Origin of the sequence: Halolamina sp. (assembly GCF_036626355.1) — an archaeon.
Classification (GTDB): domain Archaea; phylum Halobacteriota; class Halobacteria; order Halobacteriales; family Haloferacaceae; genus Halolamina.
Genome location: NZ_JAZKRY010000030.1, coordinates 16,877 through 29,999 on the forward strand (window position 1 = coordinate 16,877; position 13,123 = coordinate 29,999).

A 13,123-nucleotide genomic window follows, 5' to 3' on the forward strand; every position below is an offset into this window, starting at 1 on the left:
CGCGCGCTGAACAACTACCAATGACCGAGTCCCTTCGCCTGACGGTTCGTGCGGCGGAGAAGCGCGACGCGGGCCGCGGCATCGCCCGCCTCCCCGAGGCTGCCCGGAACGAACTGGGACTGCTCTCGGGAGACACCGTCGTCGTTGCCGGCGAGCGCGAAACCGTGGCGAAACTCTGGCCCGCCCGCGGGGACGTCCCTGAGGGTGTGGTGCGCATCGACGCCGACAGCCGCGCCAACGCGGGCGTGAAAGTCGGCGACACAGTCCGAGTCTCAGCTGCCGAACTCCCGGAAGCCGACCGGGTCACCCTGCGAGGCCCGGCCCAACTCCGAGAGGCTGATGTCCCGTCCGACGAGGTCGAACGGCTGGCCGCCGAAGACGTCCGGAACCGCCCGCTTCAGTCGGGCGACCGGCTCCGCCTCGAACGCCTCTCAGCTGTCGCCTTCGTCGTCGACGACACCCGGCCGGGCGGCCGCGTTCGCGTCACTGAGGACACCGACGTGCGGGTCGTCGTCGAGGCCCCAACCGGCTCTGAAAACGCCTCGAGCCCCGACGTCGGTGAAACCGATGGCGCCGAAGGCGGTGCAGCCAATGGCGTCGAGAGCGGCACAGGTACACCGAGTCCCGATACCGGGTCAACTGGCAGCGAAGAGTCCACGTCGAGGGCCACGGACGTGTCAGCTGCCGACCGCGACGTTGCCGAGGTGGGGGGCGTGACGTACGAGGATATCGGCGGGCTGGACGAGGAACTCGATCTCGTCAGGGAAACCGTCGAACTGCCACTTTCGCGCCCGGATTTGTTCGCCAGACTGGGAATCGACCCGCCGAAAGGCGTGCTGCTGCACGGCCCGCCAGGCACCGGGAAGACGCTCATCGCCAAGGCCGTCGCCAACGAGGTGGATGCGAGTTTCTTCTCCATCTCCGGCCCCGAGATCATGAGCAAGTACAAGGGCGAGAGCGAGGGGCGCCTCCGGGAGGTGTTCGAGCAGGCCGCCGAGGAGGCGCCGGCGATTATCTTCTTCGACGAGATCGATTCCGTCGCACCCAAGCGCGAATCCGGTGCAGACGTTGAGAGTCGCGTCGTCGGCCAACTCCTCTCGCTGATGGACGGGTTGAACGCCCGAGGGGAGGTGGTCGTCATCGGCGCCACGAACCGCGTCGACGAACTCGACCCGGCGCTCCGACGAGGCGGTCGCTTCGACCGCGAGATCGAGATCGGCGTCCCGGACGAGGCGGGGCGCCGGGAGGTGCTCTCGGTCCACACCCGCGGGATGGCGCTCTCCGAGGACGTCCGTATCGACCGGCTGGCCGAGCGCACCCACGGCTTCACCGGCGCGGATCTGGCATCGCTGGCGAAGGAGGCGGCGATGTCCGCGCTTCGCCGAGCCCGTCGGGAACCTCCCGAGGAGATGGACGAGGACGGGAGCGGGGGCACTGCCGTGACACGACTCGATGCCGCCGATCTCTCGGTCACACGTGCGGATTTCGAGTCGGCGCTGGCTGCGGTTGAGCCAAGCGCGATGCGGGAGTACGTCGCCGAGACACCTGACGTGACGTTCGCGGATGTCGGCGGTCTCTCGGAAGCCAAACAAACCCTCAGGCGTGCGGTCAGCTGGCCGCTGACCTACGGCCCGCTGTTCGAGGCCGCCGACAGCTCGCCCCCGACGGGGGTGCTGCTGCACGGGCCGCCCGGAACCGGGAAAACCCTGCTTGCCCGTGCAATCGCCGGCGAGAGCGGTATCAACTTCCTGCAGGTTGCCGGGCCGGAGCTGCTCGACCGGTACGTCGGCGAGAGCGAGAAAGCGGTCCGAGAGCTGTTCGAGCGTGCGCGCCAGGCCGCGCCGGCTATCGTCTTCTTCGACGAGATCGACGCGGTCGCCGCCGAGCGCGGCGGCGGCGGTGATTCAGCAGTGGGCGAACGGGTCGTCTCACAGCTGCTGACCGAACTCGACCGGGTCGCGGACAACCCGAGCATCGTCACGCTGGCGGCAACGAACCGGAAGCAGGCGATCGACCCCGCGCTGCTCCGTCCGGGACGGTTCGAGTCCCATGTTCACGTCCCCGCACCCGGCGCCGAGGCCCGACGTGCGATTCTCGGCATCCACCTTGACGCCAAGCCAATCGCCGAGGATGTGGACCTCGACGTAGTCGTCGAGCGGATGGCTGGCTACTCCGGCGCCGACGTCGCCGCAGTCGTTCGACAGGCCACGATGCTGGCTATCGAGGAGGTGGCCGAACACTACGAGGGCGAAGAGGCGAACGACCACGCCGACGAACTGCTCCTCACACAGGACTGTTTCGATCGGGCACTTTCGAGCGTGGAAACCTCGATCTGAGATCGAGCGGGACACCGATTCCCGGTCGTTTATTACCGTTCACACGTAGGTGTAGCCGTGTCTACTGGCCCCCATTCCCGACAGGAAGTCGCGGGAGCCAGCGTCGTCGTCGCCGTGACCGTGCTCGGGATGGTCGCTGGGGTTTGGCTGCACATCTCGGGGCTGTTGCCCCACATCGGCTGGTTCCTCTTCATCGTCTCGTTCGGGCTCTGGATGTTCGGCGCCATCGCCGCGATGCTGATCCTCTGGAACGCGGGCTATCTCGACCGCTGAGTGCGAGCGCGCCATGAGTTCCGACAGGGCAAAGTAGGCCCCGTTCGGACTCGCCGCTATGGACGAACACGACCACGACGACCACGGGGAGAGTGAAGGCCGCGTCACGTCACCGATGCAGGAGTTCGGGATGGGGGAGGTCGGCATCGGCATCGCTGTTCTGCTGGCCGGTCTCGTACTGACATTCGGGCTGGCGTTCGGTCTCGTCGCTATCTGAAGAGCCACCTCCCGGTGCGCTTCGGGTCGACGAAAACGTCTCGTTCTCGGTAGCCGCTGTTGCCCGCGTCAACGACCCAGACATCGGTCTCCTGGGTCGTTTTCGCATCGAGATTGGTCCGGAACTGGTGGCTGAACTCCGTCGCGTTTGCCTCGTCGTCCCACGTGAGTACCCAGGCGCAGCCGGTGGCATCACCGTCCGGATACGCAACCTTCCGGTCGTCTCCCCAGCCCTCGGCGCCGGCGACCGCTGTCGGGCGGTTCAGTTCTGTCCGGAGCCCGCGAGAACGACCACCAGTGCGAGCGTGACCTGGAGGACTCGTATGGTTCCCCCGGAGAATGGATACGGCTAAGACTACCGGTTGGGTAGATGTTGGGGAGACGGGAATCAGCGGGCCGGTACCGAACGAGTCACCTCTCCGGAGCCAGTCACCGGCTGGAGACCGCTACTCCAGCCCGTTTTCGAGCGTCGCTCTGAGCTCCGACACTGTCTCGGCCTCGTAGCGCAGCGACTCGTCGCCGACAGTCAGCGAGAGCGTTCCGTCCTCAGTCGCCTCGCCAAGTGAGGCCACTGCGGCGGCATTCCCGACGGCATCACGGACCGCCGCGGCGTCCGTCGTCTCGACCACGACGCGGCCAGGCGCCTCGCTGAACAGCGATGCAACCGACTCGACGGCGGCTGCAACGCCCGCGTCAGCCGTCACCATCTCCGCGAGCGTTACCGCGAGCCCGCCATCGCTTACGTCGTGGGTCGCACGGGTCGAGCGGAGGTCGGCGACGTGCGTCAGCGCCTCGACAAGCGCTTCTGGCTCGGCCGGCAGGCCGGGGAAGAGGTCACTGCCCCCGACCTGCGAGAGCAGGAGTGAACCACCGAGTGCGTCCGGGTCGTCGGACGCGTTCGCGGAGCCGGCGACGTGGGCTGCTGGCTCGACGAGGAGTAGCTCACCCGCACCAGTAACAGTGGCCGGTGGCGTATGGGGAATCTCCCGCGAATCTTCCGTGGCGTCCTCTGCCGGCGGGCCTCGTACCCCCACCATGGCGAGCGTCGGCGTCGGCGCGACAGGGCCGTTCGCCGAATCGTTGTAGAGCGAGACGTTGCCGCCGACGACGGGTGTCGAGAGGTCGGCACAGCCCTCGGCAAGCCCGTCGACAGCGGCGACGAACCCGTCGTACGTCTCCGGATCCTCGGGGTTGCCGCCGTTGAGGCAGTCCACCGCAGCCAGCGGTGTCGCCCCCTTGGCGGCGAGGTTGGTCGCGTTCTCGACGGCGATTGCACGGGCGCCCGCTTCCGGGTCGCAGCTCGTCCAGTTCGGGTTGGCGCCCGAGGAGAGCGCGATAGCCGCATCCGTCTCGTGGAGGTTCAGCACGGCAGCGTCGTCGCCCGGCGGCGTCGCGGTTCGCAGCCCCACTTCGTGGTCGTACTGACGGTAGACCCACTCCTTGCTCGCGGCGGTCGGGTCGGCGAGAACAGCGTCTGCCGCTTCCTGGAGCTCGAACTCTGGCAGGTCGCGCTCGGGCGCAGGGAGGGGCGTCCGGGGGAGATCGTTCAACGGCGCGCCGTCTGCGAGGAACTCCGCGGGCGTGTCGACGACCGTCTCGCCTTCGAACCGGCAGACGTAGTTCCCCTCGGTCACTTCGCCGATATCCGAGCAGCCGAGGTCGAAGCGGTTCGCGAGCTCCGTCACCCGGTCGACGTTCTCAGGGCGGACCTCGTAGCACATCCGCTCCTGGGACTCGGCGAGGAGGATCTCCATCGCGTTCATCCCCGGTTCGCGCTGGTGGACAGCCTCCAAGTCGATTTCGGCGCCGACGCCGCCCTTCGCGACGAGTTCGGAGGAGGCACCGCCGAGGCCTGCGGCGCCGAGGTCCCGAGCGGCCTCGATGAGCCCCTCGTCGAGCAGCGCTTCGTTGCACTCGATAAGCAGTTTCTCCGAATACGGGTCGCCGACCTGGACGGCAGGCCGGTCTTCGGTTTCGGCGTCCTCGGCGAGGTCCTCGCTGGCGAAGGAGGCGCCCCCGAGTCCGTCCCGGCCGGTCGCGTTACCAAGGAGGACCAGCCGGTTGCCGGCTTCCTTGGCCTCCGCAGTGACGAGCCGTTCGGGCGTCGTTCTCCCGACGCAGGCGACGTTGACGAGCGGGTTCCCCTCGTAGCTGTCGTGGAACGCGACGCTGCCGGCGACGGTCGGGACGCCGATGGCGTTGCCGTAATCAGCGATCCCCTCGACGACGCCATCGAGCAGGTATCGGGAGTGCTCGCGGTCGAAATCGCCGAAATAGAGCGAGTCCGCGAGCGCGATGGGGTACGCGCCCATCGAGAGCGTGTCTCGGACGATGCCGCCGACGCCGGTGGCGGCGCCGTCGTACGGGTCGACGAAGCTGGGGTGGTTGTGGCTCTCGATGCCGAAGGTGAGCAGCGTCTCAGAGCCGGGTACCCGCACGACAGCAGCGTCGTCGCCGGGGCCGATTTCGACGTACTCACCTTCGCTCTCGAAAGCGGTCAGCAGCGCGCGCGAGGAGCGATAGGCACAGTGTTCGCTCCAGAGGTTCTCGAAGAGGTGCTCCTCTGCCGTCGTCGGCTCACGCCCGAGCTCCGCGACGACGAGTTCGTGGTCCGCGTCCGCGAGAGGCATTCAGTTCTGTGGTTAGCTTCGGGGGCAAAAGGGGTTTCGCTATGCACGTTCATGCTGTCTCGGTCGGGTTCTGGCGGGTGGGCGGTGACCTGACTCACCCACGAGATAACGATGGGACCGCGTCCCTTTTTACCGACCCTCTCGAACTATAGGCTGTGCTTTCGGTCGAACTGCACTGTCACTCCGCGCTCTCCCACGACGGCCGTGATCCCGTCGACCTGCTCGTCGAGCAGGCTGCTGCAGTCGGCCTCGACGCTATCGCCGTCACTGACCACGACACCATCCATGCCAGCTTCGAGGCCGCCGCGCTCGCCGAGGAACACGGGCTGGTCGGCATCGTCGCGATGGAGGTCACCTCCGCAGCGGGCCACGTGCTGGCACTCGGTATCGAGGACCAGGTGCCGCCGGGGCTTTCCTACGACGAAACCCTCGACCGTATCCACGAACAGGGCGGTATCGCCATCGTCCCGCACCCGTTCCAGAGCTCGCGCCACGGCGTCGCGGCCCACATCTCCGACGAGCAGTTGGCGAGCGCCGACGCTATCGAGGTGTACAACTCCCGGTTGCTGACCGGGCGCGCGAACAGGCAGGCAGAGCGATTCGCAACCGCCCATGGCCTGCCAAAAACCGCCGGCAGTGACGCCCACATTTCCGAGATGGTCGGCCAGGCCGTCACCGAAGTGGACGCCGACGAGCGGAGCGTCGAGGCGGTGCTCTCGGCGGTTCGCGAGGGCCGAACGAGCGTCGTCGGCCAGAAGACGCCGTGGCGCATCTCCTTCCGGCAGGCCGGCGGCGGCGTCAAACGCCGCGTCCAGCGCGGGATACGGGAGTTCTTCTGATGATGCGGTTCCCCACAGCTGCGGACCGACCCCGACTCCGCGGAGCCACAGCGTCGATGGTCCGGCAGGCACTCGAGACGGGCGACCCGCTCCCCGGGAGTGCTGGTTTCGCCGGCGCCGTCGACGGGCAGCTGGTCCGGGACGTGCTCGGTCGGGAACCGCTGTTCATCGACGAAACGGCTGAATCGCCGACCTGGGCGTTCGACCCCGTTAGTCTCGAGAACCCGGAACTGGTTCCTGCTGGTTCCGTGGTCCGGCGCTCCCAGTCGGGCGAAACCGACAGGGACGGACTGACTCTGGACGAACGCTGGGCGCTCCCCGACCCTGCGCCCGTGACCGATTCAGCCGAAGCGATCGCAGCCATCAGAGAGGTGGTGCTCCGGAGCGTCCGCGAGCCGGATCCGGAGGGGCTCGCAATCGCCTTCTCCGGCGGGGTTGACTCAGCGGTCGTCGCCGCGGGTGTGCCGGAGGCGCCCTGCTACGTCGCCGGTTTCGACGGCTGTCACGACGTGGCCGCTGCGCGGGCGGCCGCCGACGCGATGGACCGCGAGTTGAGGGACGTCGAATTCGGTCACGATGATATTGTGCGCGCCGTGCCGGACATCGTCCGAACGACGGGTCGCTCGAACCCGATGGATGTCCAGATTGCGCTCCCGCTCTACTTCGTCGCCGAGCAGGCCGCCGCAGACGGGTTCGAGCGACTTGCCGTGGGACAGGGTGCCGACGAACTGTTCGGCGGCTACCGGAAAGTCGTCGACCCCGCGGATGATCACCGCGTCGCCGCGGGGACCGTTCGGCGTGCCACGCGAGAGGTAATTGCGACGCTTCCCAAGCAGCTTCTGCGGGACGTACTGACGCTCCGGGGTGTGGGGGTCGAACCCGTCGCCCCGCTGCTCCACGACCGAGTCGTTTCGGCGGCGCTCTCGCTCCCGGCCGAGTTACTCGCGACCGAGGCAGAGCGCAAGATCGCGCTCCGGCGCGCCGCCGAGGGGGTGGTACCTGAATCGGTTCGCACGGCCGAAAAGAAGGCGGTGCAGTACGGGACCTACGCGGCCCGGGAGTTGGACCGGTTGGCCCGACAGGCCGGGTTCAAACGGCGGATGGACGACCACGTCGGGCAGTATATCGATTCGCTCGTGGAGGCCGAGTCCGATTCGTCGTAGTCACAGGGAGGCGCGGGACGTTCTCAGTCGTCCTGCTTTCCAGCCACGTCTATGGCCCGGAGCGCCAGCCGCCTGGTGTCCTCGTCGAGATCGCTCGCTTGCAGGTCCTCGGCGTCGTACCATGCCCACGCGTCGACACCGGCCTCACCAGCCGACGGCGAGATATCCCGAGAGGGGACCGTCGCGAAGTAGACGTGGTCGATATGCTGGTGGTAGACGTTGCCGTCGTGGCTGTCGATATCGTAGCGTAGCTGTTCGCGGGGGCGCGGGAGGGTCTTCCCCGCCGGCGCACCCACCGGCTCCGTGTCGTCGATGAGCGTCGGTTCGAGCCCGATTTCCTCGCGGGTCTCCCGAAGCCCAGCCTCGTGGGGGAGTTCGTCCCGGTCGATGTGGCCACCGGGTGGGATCCGAATACCCAGTTTCGGGTGAGAGTGGAGTGCGGCCGCGCCGTCGTTGACAACGTACACTGTGGACGTGAAGTGGCGAGTCGTCTCCATGGCTGGCAGTCAGGGCGAGCCGGTTTCGGGGTTACGGTTCCAATCGGCGGGTGTCGTAAGAACTACGGTCCCCGGAAGCGGTTCTCAGGTATGGCTCACGAATCACCAAGCTCCGACCTCGGAATCGGCGTCGGCGTGCTTCTCTCGGTCGTCGCGGTCCTGGGCGCGGTGGGAATGGCGGCGGTCGATCCGTCGGCGACCACCGCGAGCGGGTTGCACGTGGCCGCAGTGCCGTTTGCGATCGCCATCGTCGCTGGCGTCGCCGCCGTCGCCAGCATCCATCTGTTCTGGGGCGAGTAGCACGGGATAACCGTTAAGACCACGAAAACCATAGGCAGACGTACGGATGAGTGAGTACACCGAGGAGGAGGCCCGCATCGTCGCCTACCTGCGGGACAGCGTCTCCTCCGGCGAGCGATATTTCCGGGCCAAGAACATCGCCGAGGCCATCGGACTCACTGCCAAACAGGTCGGGACGCGGCTCCCCCATCTCGCCGAAAAATCCGACGACGTGGAGATCGAGAAGTGGGGCCGCTCGAAATCGACCACCTGGCGCGTCACCCATCAGGGGTAGCGCGACGGGTCGCCCTCCCGTCTACCGAACGGCCTCCAGCCTCTGCTCTATCTCCTGTTCTAGCTCTCTGGCCAGTTCTTCTTCGAGCCGGTCAGCCACGTCGAAATGTTCCGGGAACCGTTCGGCCGGCGCAATCTCGCGCTTGATTTCGATCTGATTGGTGAGCACGTCCGTCCAGGGGGCGGTGTCGAGTTCGAGTCCCGAAGCGCCGCCGCCGACGATGCGACCGTGGTTTTCGAAGCGCTCCGCATGTAAGGTGGCGAATGTCCGGGCTGTGGCAGCGATGAGTGTTGCCCGCTCTGCCTCGCCGGCCGCTGTCGAAAGCTGTTCGTCCATGGATCTGCTCAGAGGGAGTCCCGCAAGGGTATTGTGGTGGGAGGGCGACATTTTCGCGGCGGAGAGGCTCGCCGGAGTCCCATCCCGTTATGACCCCCCAGTTCGTACGCCGGTCCATGACCGCCCGTGTCAAGCGGACCTTCGAGGTCGACGCACCAGCCGGGCAGGTCTGGTCGTTCATCGCCGACCCGGCCTCGCGAGCCAATGCTATCAGCGTCGTCGACAGCTACGAAGCCAACGACGACGGGACGATGACCTGGCAGGTCCGGCTCCCGATTCCGGGGATCAGCGCGACCGTCCCCGTCGAAACGGAGGAAATCCGCGAGGAGCCGCCCGACTACGTGGAGTTCGTCGGCCGCTCGCGCGCGCTCCGGGTCACCGGAAAACACACTGTCGAGTCGACAGACGACGGCTGTCTTCTTCACAACGAGTTCGTCGTCGACGGCCGACTCCCGGGGGTCGAACGCTACTTCAAGCGCAACCTGGACCGGGAGCTCGACAATCTCGAGGCGGCGCTCCGAGAGGAGTTGGGCCACCACGCGTGACCGGCGGTGATGAGGGCGCTCTCGGAGCCCCGGACGACGTGCTCACGCTCGCGATCGCTCAGTAACGAGTCGAGGCGGCGGCCTCCCGAAACGTGAACCACGCTGCCGACGCCATCGAGCACGCTGCCGCGATGGGCATGGATCTCGTCGGCCTCCCAGGTTACCGCCGTTCGCGAGGAGTTCCCGGCGCCCAGGAACCGACGCCGGTCGGAGTGAACGCCCGACAACTGACGAGCCCTGGTACCGCGGGATTTATTACCCTCTCTCGGGTACAGTAAGTTGTCGGCCGATACGGCGCTTTTCTCGCCGTCACGTCGACAAGCCAACCACCGCATCAGGCGCGCCGTGACGATGGGTCCGTCACGACCCGCACGTCGGACCGACTTACGGGGGCCACCCGGTCCGACATCTCCCGCCTCCACCTTCCACCCTGTTCGGTTGCCGCTCTCCACCACTCCCGTTTCGCTCCTCAGCGTCCATCGGCGCCAGCCCCGACGTCAACACGGTGGCCAGTCTGTGCCGCCTCGTAAACGGCGCTCATCACCTCTACGTCGATGAGGCCGTCCAGTCCGTCCGGTTCGGGTGGGGTTCCCGTCAGCAGGCAGTGCGCGAAGTAATCGAACTCCTCGCGGGTCTCGTCAGCACCGAGTCCGGAGAGTTCGACGCGTCCCGAATCGGTTTCGACAGTTAGCTCGCGCTCACCGCCGGGAGCGAAGGCGTTCTCGACGCGGAAGCGGCCCTCGGTCCCCACAACTTCGAGCCACGAGGCAGCGCTCCCGCTGAAACTGGCGGTGAAGTCCCCGACGATGCCCGTCGGAAACTCCGTGTGGAAATGGATGTGCTCGTCGGCGAACTGCGGACACTCCGGGTCTTCGGGACGGTCACCGAACGGCTCCGAGGCGCTGGCCATTCCCTCGACGGCAATCGGCTCCGAACCGAGCAAAAAGCGTGTCGTGTTGAGCGGGTAGACGCCGACGTCCATCAGCGCCCCGCCGCCGGCGAGTTCGGCGTCGAGACGCCACTGGTCGGCTCCTTTCGAGCCAGCGAGCACGGGAAAGGTGAACTCCCCGAGCGCCTTCGTCGGCTCCCCGATGCCGCCCTCGGAGACGTACGTAGCGAGCGCGCGGATGACCGGGTCGGCCTGCATCCGGTAGGCGGTCATCAGCGTCACGCCGGCCGTCTCACAGGCCTCGACAGCCGCTTCGGCACGCTCGGCTGTCGCCTCCAGGGGTTTCTCACAGATGACAGCTTTTTGCTGGTCGGCCGCCGTGTGGATATGGTCGAGATGGAGGCGGTTCGGCGTCGCGATGTAGACGGCGTCGTAGGCTGCCGTTGCCTCCCCTTCGGCGTACTGTTCGTAGCTCAGCGCCACCGCGTCGTGGGCTTCGGCGACGCGGCTTGCTTTCTCGTGATGCCCGGAGACGACGGCGCCGAGTTCGCCGTAGTCGCCTGCCTCGATGGCGGGGATGGAGACGTTGCGTGCGTAGTTGCCGAGGCCGACGACGGCGTAGCTGACGGTGCCTACTGGGTCGGTGTCCCAGTCGCGTGAGGATGCGGCGTCGACGAGCGCCTGTAGATCCATGGCTACTCGGTTGCGTGCTGGGGGCAAAACGGTTGGTGGCGTGACTGCGCTTGCCGGTGGCCCCGTCCCCGCCCAGGTGTCCGTGGCGTGGTAGGTCACTCCTCGGGACACTCCGCCGGTGGACCTTTGCTCTGGCAGGCGTACGCGGCCTCCATGGAGCCGGTCAACGAAGCCGACCTCGACTGGAGCGAGACCGAGCGCGGAGAGACAGCGTTCCGACGGAAGAAGCTCGCCGCTGCCGCCGCTGGGTCCGAGGACCCGGAGCTCGGCTGTAGCCTCTACGAACTCCCGCCGGGCAAACGGTCCTGGCCCTACCACTACCACACAGGGAACGCAGAAGCGTTCTACGTGCTTGCCGGGGAAGGCATGCTCCGCAAGCCCAAGGACGAGCACCCGCTCGAAGCCGGCGTGTACGTCGCCTGCCCCGCTGGCCAAACGGGGGCACATCGCGTGGTCAACGACGGGGACGAGCCGCTCCGCTATCTCGCGCTCTCGACGATGAACGCGCCAGACGTGACGGTGTACCCCGATTCGGAGACGTTCGGCGTGTACACAAGCAGCCCACCTGGCGGCGAGAACCAACGCGACGTTGCCGGCTACTACGAGCGCGATAGTGACGTCGACTACTGGGACGGCGAAGAGTAAGCGGCCAACCTCTCGTCTCTCATACATAACCGTAGTTCAGTAACGAAGCCTACAGAAATATCATTCAGATTATCCTTTTGACGGTGTAGTCCCATGGACTACATGCATGAGCGAAACAGACCCACTCGCGCCCGTTCTGGGTGCAACCGACTCACAGCATCCCGCGCAGCACGGGCCACAGCGAAGCCTCCGCGGGGCGATCGGGACGGTGGCGATAGCCCTCGTCCTCTTCGTCGCGATGGCGGCGCCGACGCCGGTTCTCATCGGGCTGCTGCTTGCCCCTGCTGTCGGCGGCGTCCTCGCTCTGGGTGTCCGCTCCCGCGGTCGCCCGGGACGCCCCGTCAGGCTCTCTCTCCCCTGGACTGACCGCTGCGTCCAGTTCTGAGGGAGCTACCGAACCGCCTCCAAAGATCACGTTTACCCAACACTTTTTCGGGAGCACTCCTATTGCCACTCATGAGCAAAGGACGCCAGTCGATTCAGGAGTGTGGCGACTGTGTCGAGCCCGCCGACGCGTTCGGCCTGGTCGCAAACGAGACGCGGCTCTCGATTCTGGAGGCGCTCTGGAACGCCGAGCAGTCGCCGGCCCGCTTCACCGATCTCAGACAGGAGGTGGGGATGCGTGACAGCGCGCAGTTCAACTACCACCTCGACAAGGTAACGGACCAGTTCGTCCGCAAAGTCGACGGAGGCTACGAACTCCGCCACGCCGGGAAGAAAGTGGTGCGGGCCGTACTCGCAGGGTCGTTCACCGAACACCCGACGCTCGAACCCATCGATATTGGTGACCCGTGTGTCCAGTGTGGCACGGAACTACAAGCAAGCTACGACGACGAACAGCTGTCCGTTCAGTGTCCGGGCTGTGGCTACGGCCACGGTGAGTACGCGTTCCCGCCGGGCGGGTTGAGCGAGCGGACCGACGACGAGATTCTGGCAGCGTTCGACCAGCGTGTCAGGCATCTCCACTGTCTGGCCAAAGACGGCGTCTGTCCGGAATGTAGCGGCCGGATGGAAACCACCGTCGAGCACACTGCGGACTGCTGTGTCGACAGCGCACTCACGGCGAGCCACCGGTGTCAGCAGTGTGACCACGAACTCTGCTCGGCTGTCGGGCTGGCGCTACTGGACGACAGCAAGGTGGTCGGCTTCCAGCGGGAGCACGGCGTCTCACTCTCCGAGCGCCCCTACTGGACGCTCCCGTGGTGTGTCTCCGACGAGTCGGTCGAACTCGCGAGTGAGGAGCCACAGCGGTTCGAGGTGGCCATCGACTGCGAAGACGAGACGCTGACAGTGACCCTCGATGGCGACCTGACAGTGCTGGGGACGGAGCGCAGTTCGGCCTGATAGTGATTACTGGGAGTCTGTCCCGCCGTGACCATCCGTGTCGGTGATGGGAGCCCCTGGCCGGTTCGGAGTCGACCCAGTTCTTGCCGCCGAGGTGATCAGTCGTCCGCCGCGGTAGCCATCACCGCGGCGATCAGTCGTCC

Annotated in this window: 15 protein-coding genes; 11 read left to right on the forward strand and 4 right to left on the reverse strand. The window is 66.7% G+C overall.

Annotation, left to right across the window (positions count from 1 at the left end; genetic code table 11):
* Positions 1-20: 20 nt before the first annotated feature.
* The 3 genes from V5A38_RS06685 to V5A38_RS06695 are packed head-to-tail and all read left to right on the forward strand — an operon-like array spanning position 21 to position 2,826.
* A complete protein-coding gene (locus V5A38_RS06685; RefSeq protein ID WP_332324973.1) occupies positions 21-2,336 on the forward strand; it encodes an AAA family ATPase in 2,316 nt (771 codons plus the stop codon).
* A 57-nt stretch (positions 2,337-2,393) separates the two neighbouring features.
* Positions 2,394-2,609, forward strand: coding sequence for a hypothetical protein (locus V5A38_RS06690; RefSeq protein WP_332324974.1), 216 nt, complete (start codon positions 2,394-2,396; stop codon positions 2,607-2,609).
* Positions 2,610-2,667: 58 nt separating this feature from the next.
* Positions 2,668-2,826 (forward strand): hypothetical protein, encoded by a 159-nt coding sequence (locus tag V5A38_RS06695; protein ID WP_332324975.1) that lies wholly within the window; start codon positions 2,668-2,670, stop codon positions 2,824-2,826.
* Between the two features lie 445 nt (positions 2,827-3,271).
* On the opposite strand, the gene purL is transcribed toward V5A38_RS06695, so the two are convergent.
* Positions 3,272-5,455, reverse strand: a complete 2,184-nt coding sequence (purL, locus tag V5A38_RS06700) for a phosphoribosylformylglycinamidine synthase subunit PurL (protein WP_332324976.1) — start codon at positions 5,453-5,455, stop codon at positions 3,272-3,274.
* A 155-nt stretch (positions 5,456-5,610) separates the two neighbouring features.
* Here purL and V5A38_RS06705 point away from each other — a divergent pair, with 155 nt between their 5' ends.
* Both V5A38_RS06705 and V5A38_RS06710 read left to right on the forward strand, forming a co-directional pair.
* Positions 5,611-6,294: a PHP domain-containing protein gene (locus tag V5A38_RS06705; protein ID WP_332324977.1), complete on the forward strand. Its 684-nt coding sequence runs from the start codon at positions 5,611-5,613 to the stop codon at positions 6,292-6,294.
* A 2-nt stretch (positions 6,295-6,296) separates the two neighbouring features.
* Positions 6,297-7,457, forward strand: a complete 1,161-nt coding sequence (locus V5A38_RS06710; protein WP_332324988.1) for an asparagine synthase-related protein — start codon at positions 6,297-6,299, stop codon at positions 7,455-7,457.
* A 23-nt stretch (positions 7,458-7,480) separates the two neighbouring features.
* Here V5A38_RS06710 and V5A38_RS06715 read toward each other — a convergent pair whose 3' ends face one another.
* Positions 7,481-7,954: an NUDIX domain-containing protein gene (locus V5A38_RS06715; protein WP_332324978.1), complete on the reverse strand. Its 474-nt coding sequence runs from the start codon at positions 7,952-7,954 to the stop codon at positions 7,481-7,483.
* Positions 7,955-8,044: 90 nt separating this feature from the next.
* On the opposite strand from V5A38_RS06715, the gene V5A38_RS06720 reads away from it, so the two are divergent.
* Together V5A38_RS06720 and V5A38_RS06725 are read left to right on the forward strand one after the other, a co-directional pair.
* Complete coding sequence (locus V5A38_RS06720) at positions 8,045-8,254, forward strand: hypothetical protein (RefSeq protein ID WP_332324979.1); 210 nt, start codon at positions 8,045-8,047, stop codon at positions 8,252-8,254.
* Positions 8,255-8,300: 46 nt separating this feature from the next.
* Complete coding sequence (locus V5A38_RS06725) at positions 8,301-8,528, forward strand: hypothetical protein (protein ID WP_332324980.1); 228 nt, start codon at positions 8,301-8,303, stop codon at positions 8,526-8,528.
* Between the two features lie 21 nt (positions 8,529-8,549).
* On the opposite strand, the gene V5A38_RS06730 is transcribed toward V5A38_RS06725, so the two are convergent.
* Positions 8,550-8,864, reverse strand: a complete 315-nt coding sequence (locus V5A38_RS06730; RefSeq protein ID WP_332324981.1) for a hypothetical protein — start codon at positions 8,862-8,864, stop codon at positions 8,550-8,552.
* 116 nt (positions 8,865-8,980) lie between these two features.
* On the opposite strand from V5A38_RS06730, the gene V5A38_RS06735 reads away from it, so the two are divergent.
* The gene (locus tag V5A38_RS06735; protein WP_332324982.1) at positions 8,981-9,409 is read left to right on the forward strand and encodes an SRPBCC family protein; all 429 of its coding nucleotides are present in this window, start codon (positions 8,981-8,983) and stop codon (positions 9,407-9,409) included.
* A gap of 469 nt (positions 9,410-9,878) precedes the next feature.
* On the opposite strand, the gene gfo6 is transcribed toward V5A38_RS06735, so the two are convergent.
* Positions 9,879-10,991 (reverse strand): D-xylose 1-dehydrogenase Gfo6, encoded by a 1,113-nt coding sequence (gfo6, locus tag V5A38_RS06740; RefSeq protein ID WP_332324983.1) that lies wholly within the window; start codon positions 10,989-10,991, stop codon positions 9,879-9,881.
* Between the two features lie 153 nt (positions 10,992-11,144).
* Here gfo6 and V5A38_RS06745 point away from each other — a divergent pair, with 153 nt between their 5' ends.
* From V5A38_RS06745 to V5A38_RS06755, 3 genes are all read left to right on the forward strand, one after another.
* Positions 11,145-11,636 carry a cupin domain-containing protein gene (locus V5A38_RS06745; protein ID WP_332324984.1) on the forward strand — a complete coding sequence of 164 codons (492 nt, stop codon included), beginning with the start codon at positions 11,145-11,147 and terminating at the stop codon, positions 11,634-11,636.
* A gap of 106 nt (positions 11,637-11,742) precedes the next feature.
* The gene (locus V5A38_RS06750; RefSeq protein WP_332324985.1) at positions 11,743-12,021 is read left to right on the forward strand and encodes a hypothetical protein; all 279 of its coding nucleotides are present in this window, start codon (positions 11,743-11,745) and stop codon (positions 12,019-12,021) included.
* A gap of 71 nt (positions 12,022-12,092) precedes the next feature.
* Complete coding sequence (locus V5A38_RS06755) at positions 12,093-12,980, forward strand: ArsR family transcriptional regulator (protein WP_332324986.1); 888 nt, start codon at positions 12,093-12,095, stop codon at positions 12,978-12,980.
* The last annotated feature ends 143 nt before the right edge of the window (positions 12,981-13,123 follow it).

Coding starts and splice junctions, on each gene's coding strand:
- V5A38_RS06685 (WP_332324973.1), top strand. CDS start 21: ATGACCGAGTCCCTTCGCCTGACGGTTCGTGCGGCGGAGAAGCGCGAC.
- V5A38_RS06695 (WP_332324975.1), top strand. CDS start 2,668: ATGGACGAACACGACCACGACGACCACGGGGAGAGTGAAGGCCGCGTC.
- purL (WP_332324976.1), bottom strand. CDS start 5,455: ATGCCTCTCGCGGACGCGGACCACGAACTCGTCGTCGCGGAGCTCGGG.
- V5A38_RS06710 (WP_332324988.1), top strand. CDS start 6,297: ATGCGGTTCCCCACAGCTGCGGACCGACCCCGACTCCGCGGAGCCACA.
- V5A38_RS06715 (WP_332324978.1), bottom strand. CDS start 7,954: ATGGAGACGACTCGCCACTTCACGTCCACAGTGTACGTTGTCAACGAC.
- V5A38_RS06720 (WP_332324979.1), top strand. CDS start 8,045: ATGGCTCACGAATCACCAAGCTCCGACCTCGGAATCGGCGTCGGCGTG.
- V5A38_RS06725 (WP_332324980.1), top strand. CDS start 8,301: ATGAGTGAGTACACCGAGGAGGAGGCCCGCATCGTCGCCTACCTGCGG.
- V5A38_RS06730 (WP_332324981.1), bottom strand. CDS start 8,864: ATGGACGAACAGCTTTCGACAGCGGCCGGCGAGGCAGAGCGGGCAACA.
- V5A38_RS06735 (WP_332324982.1), top strand. CDS start 8,981: ATGACCGCCCGTGTCAAGCGGACCTTCGAGGTCGACGCACCAGCCGGG.
- gfo6 (WP_332324983.1), bottom strand. CDS start 10,991: ATGGATCTACAGGCGCTCGTCGACGCCGCATCCTCACGCGACTGGGAC.
- V5A38_RS06745 (WP_332324984.1), top strand. CDS start 11,145: ATGGAGCCGGTCAACGAAGCCGACCTCGACTGGAGCGAGACCGAGCGC.
- V5A38_RS06750 (WP_332324985.1), top strand. CDS start 11,743: ATGAGCGAAACAGACCCACTCGCGCCCGTTCTGGGTGCAACCGACTCA.
- V5A38_RS06755 (WP_332324986.1), top strand. CDS start 12,093: ATGAGCAAAGGACGCCAGTCGATTCAGGAGTGTGGCGACTGTGTCGAG.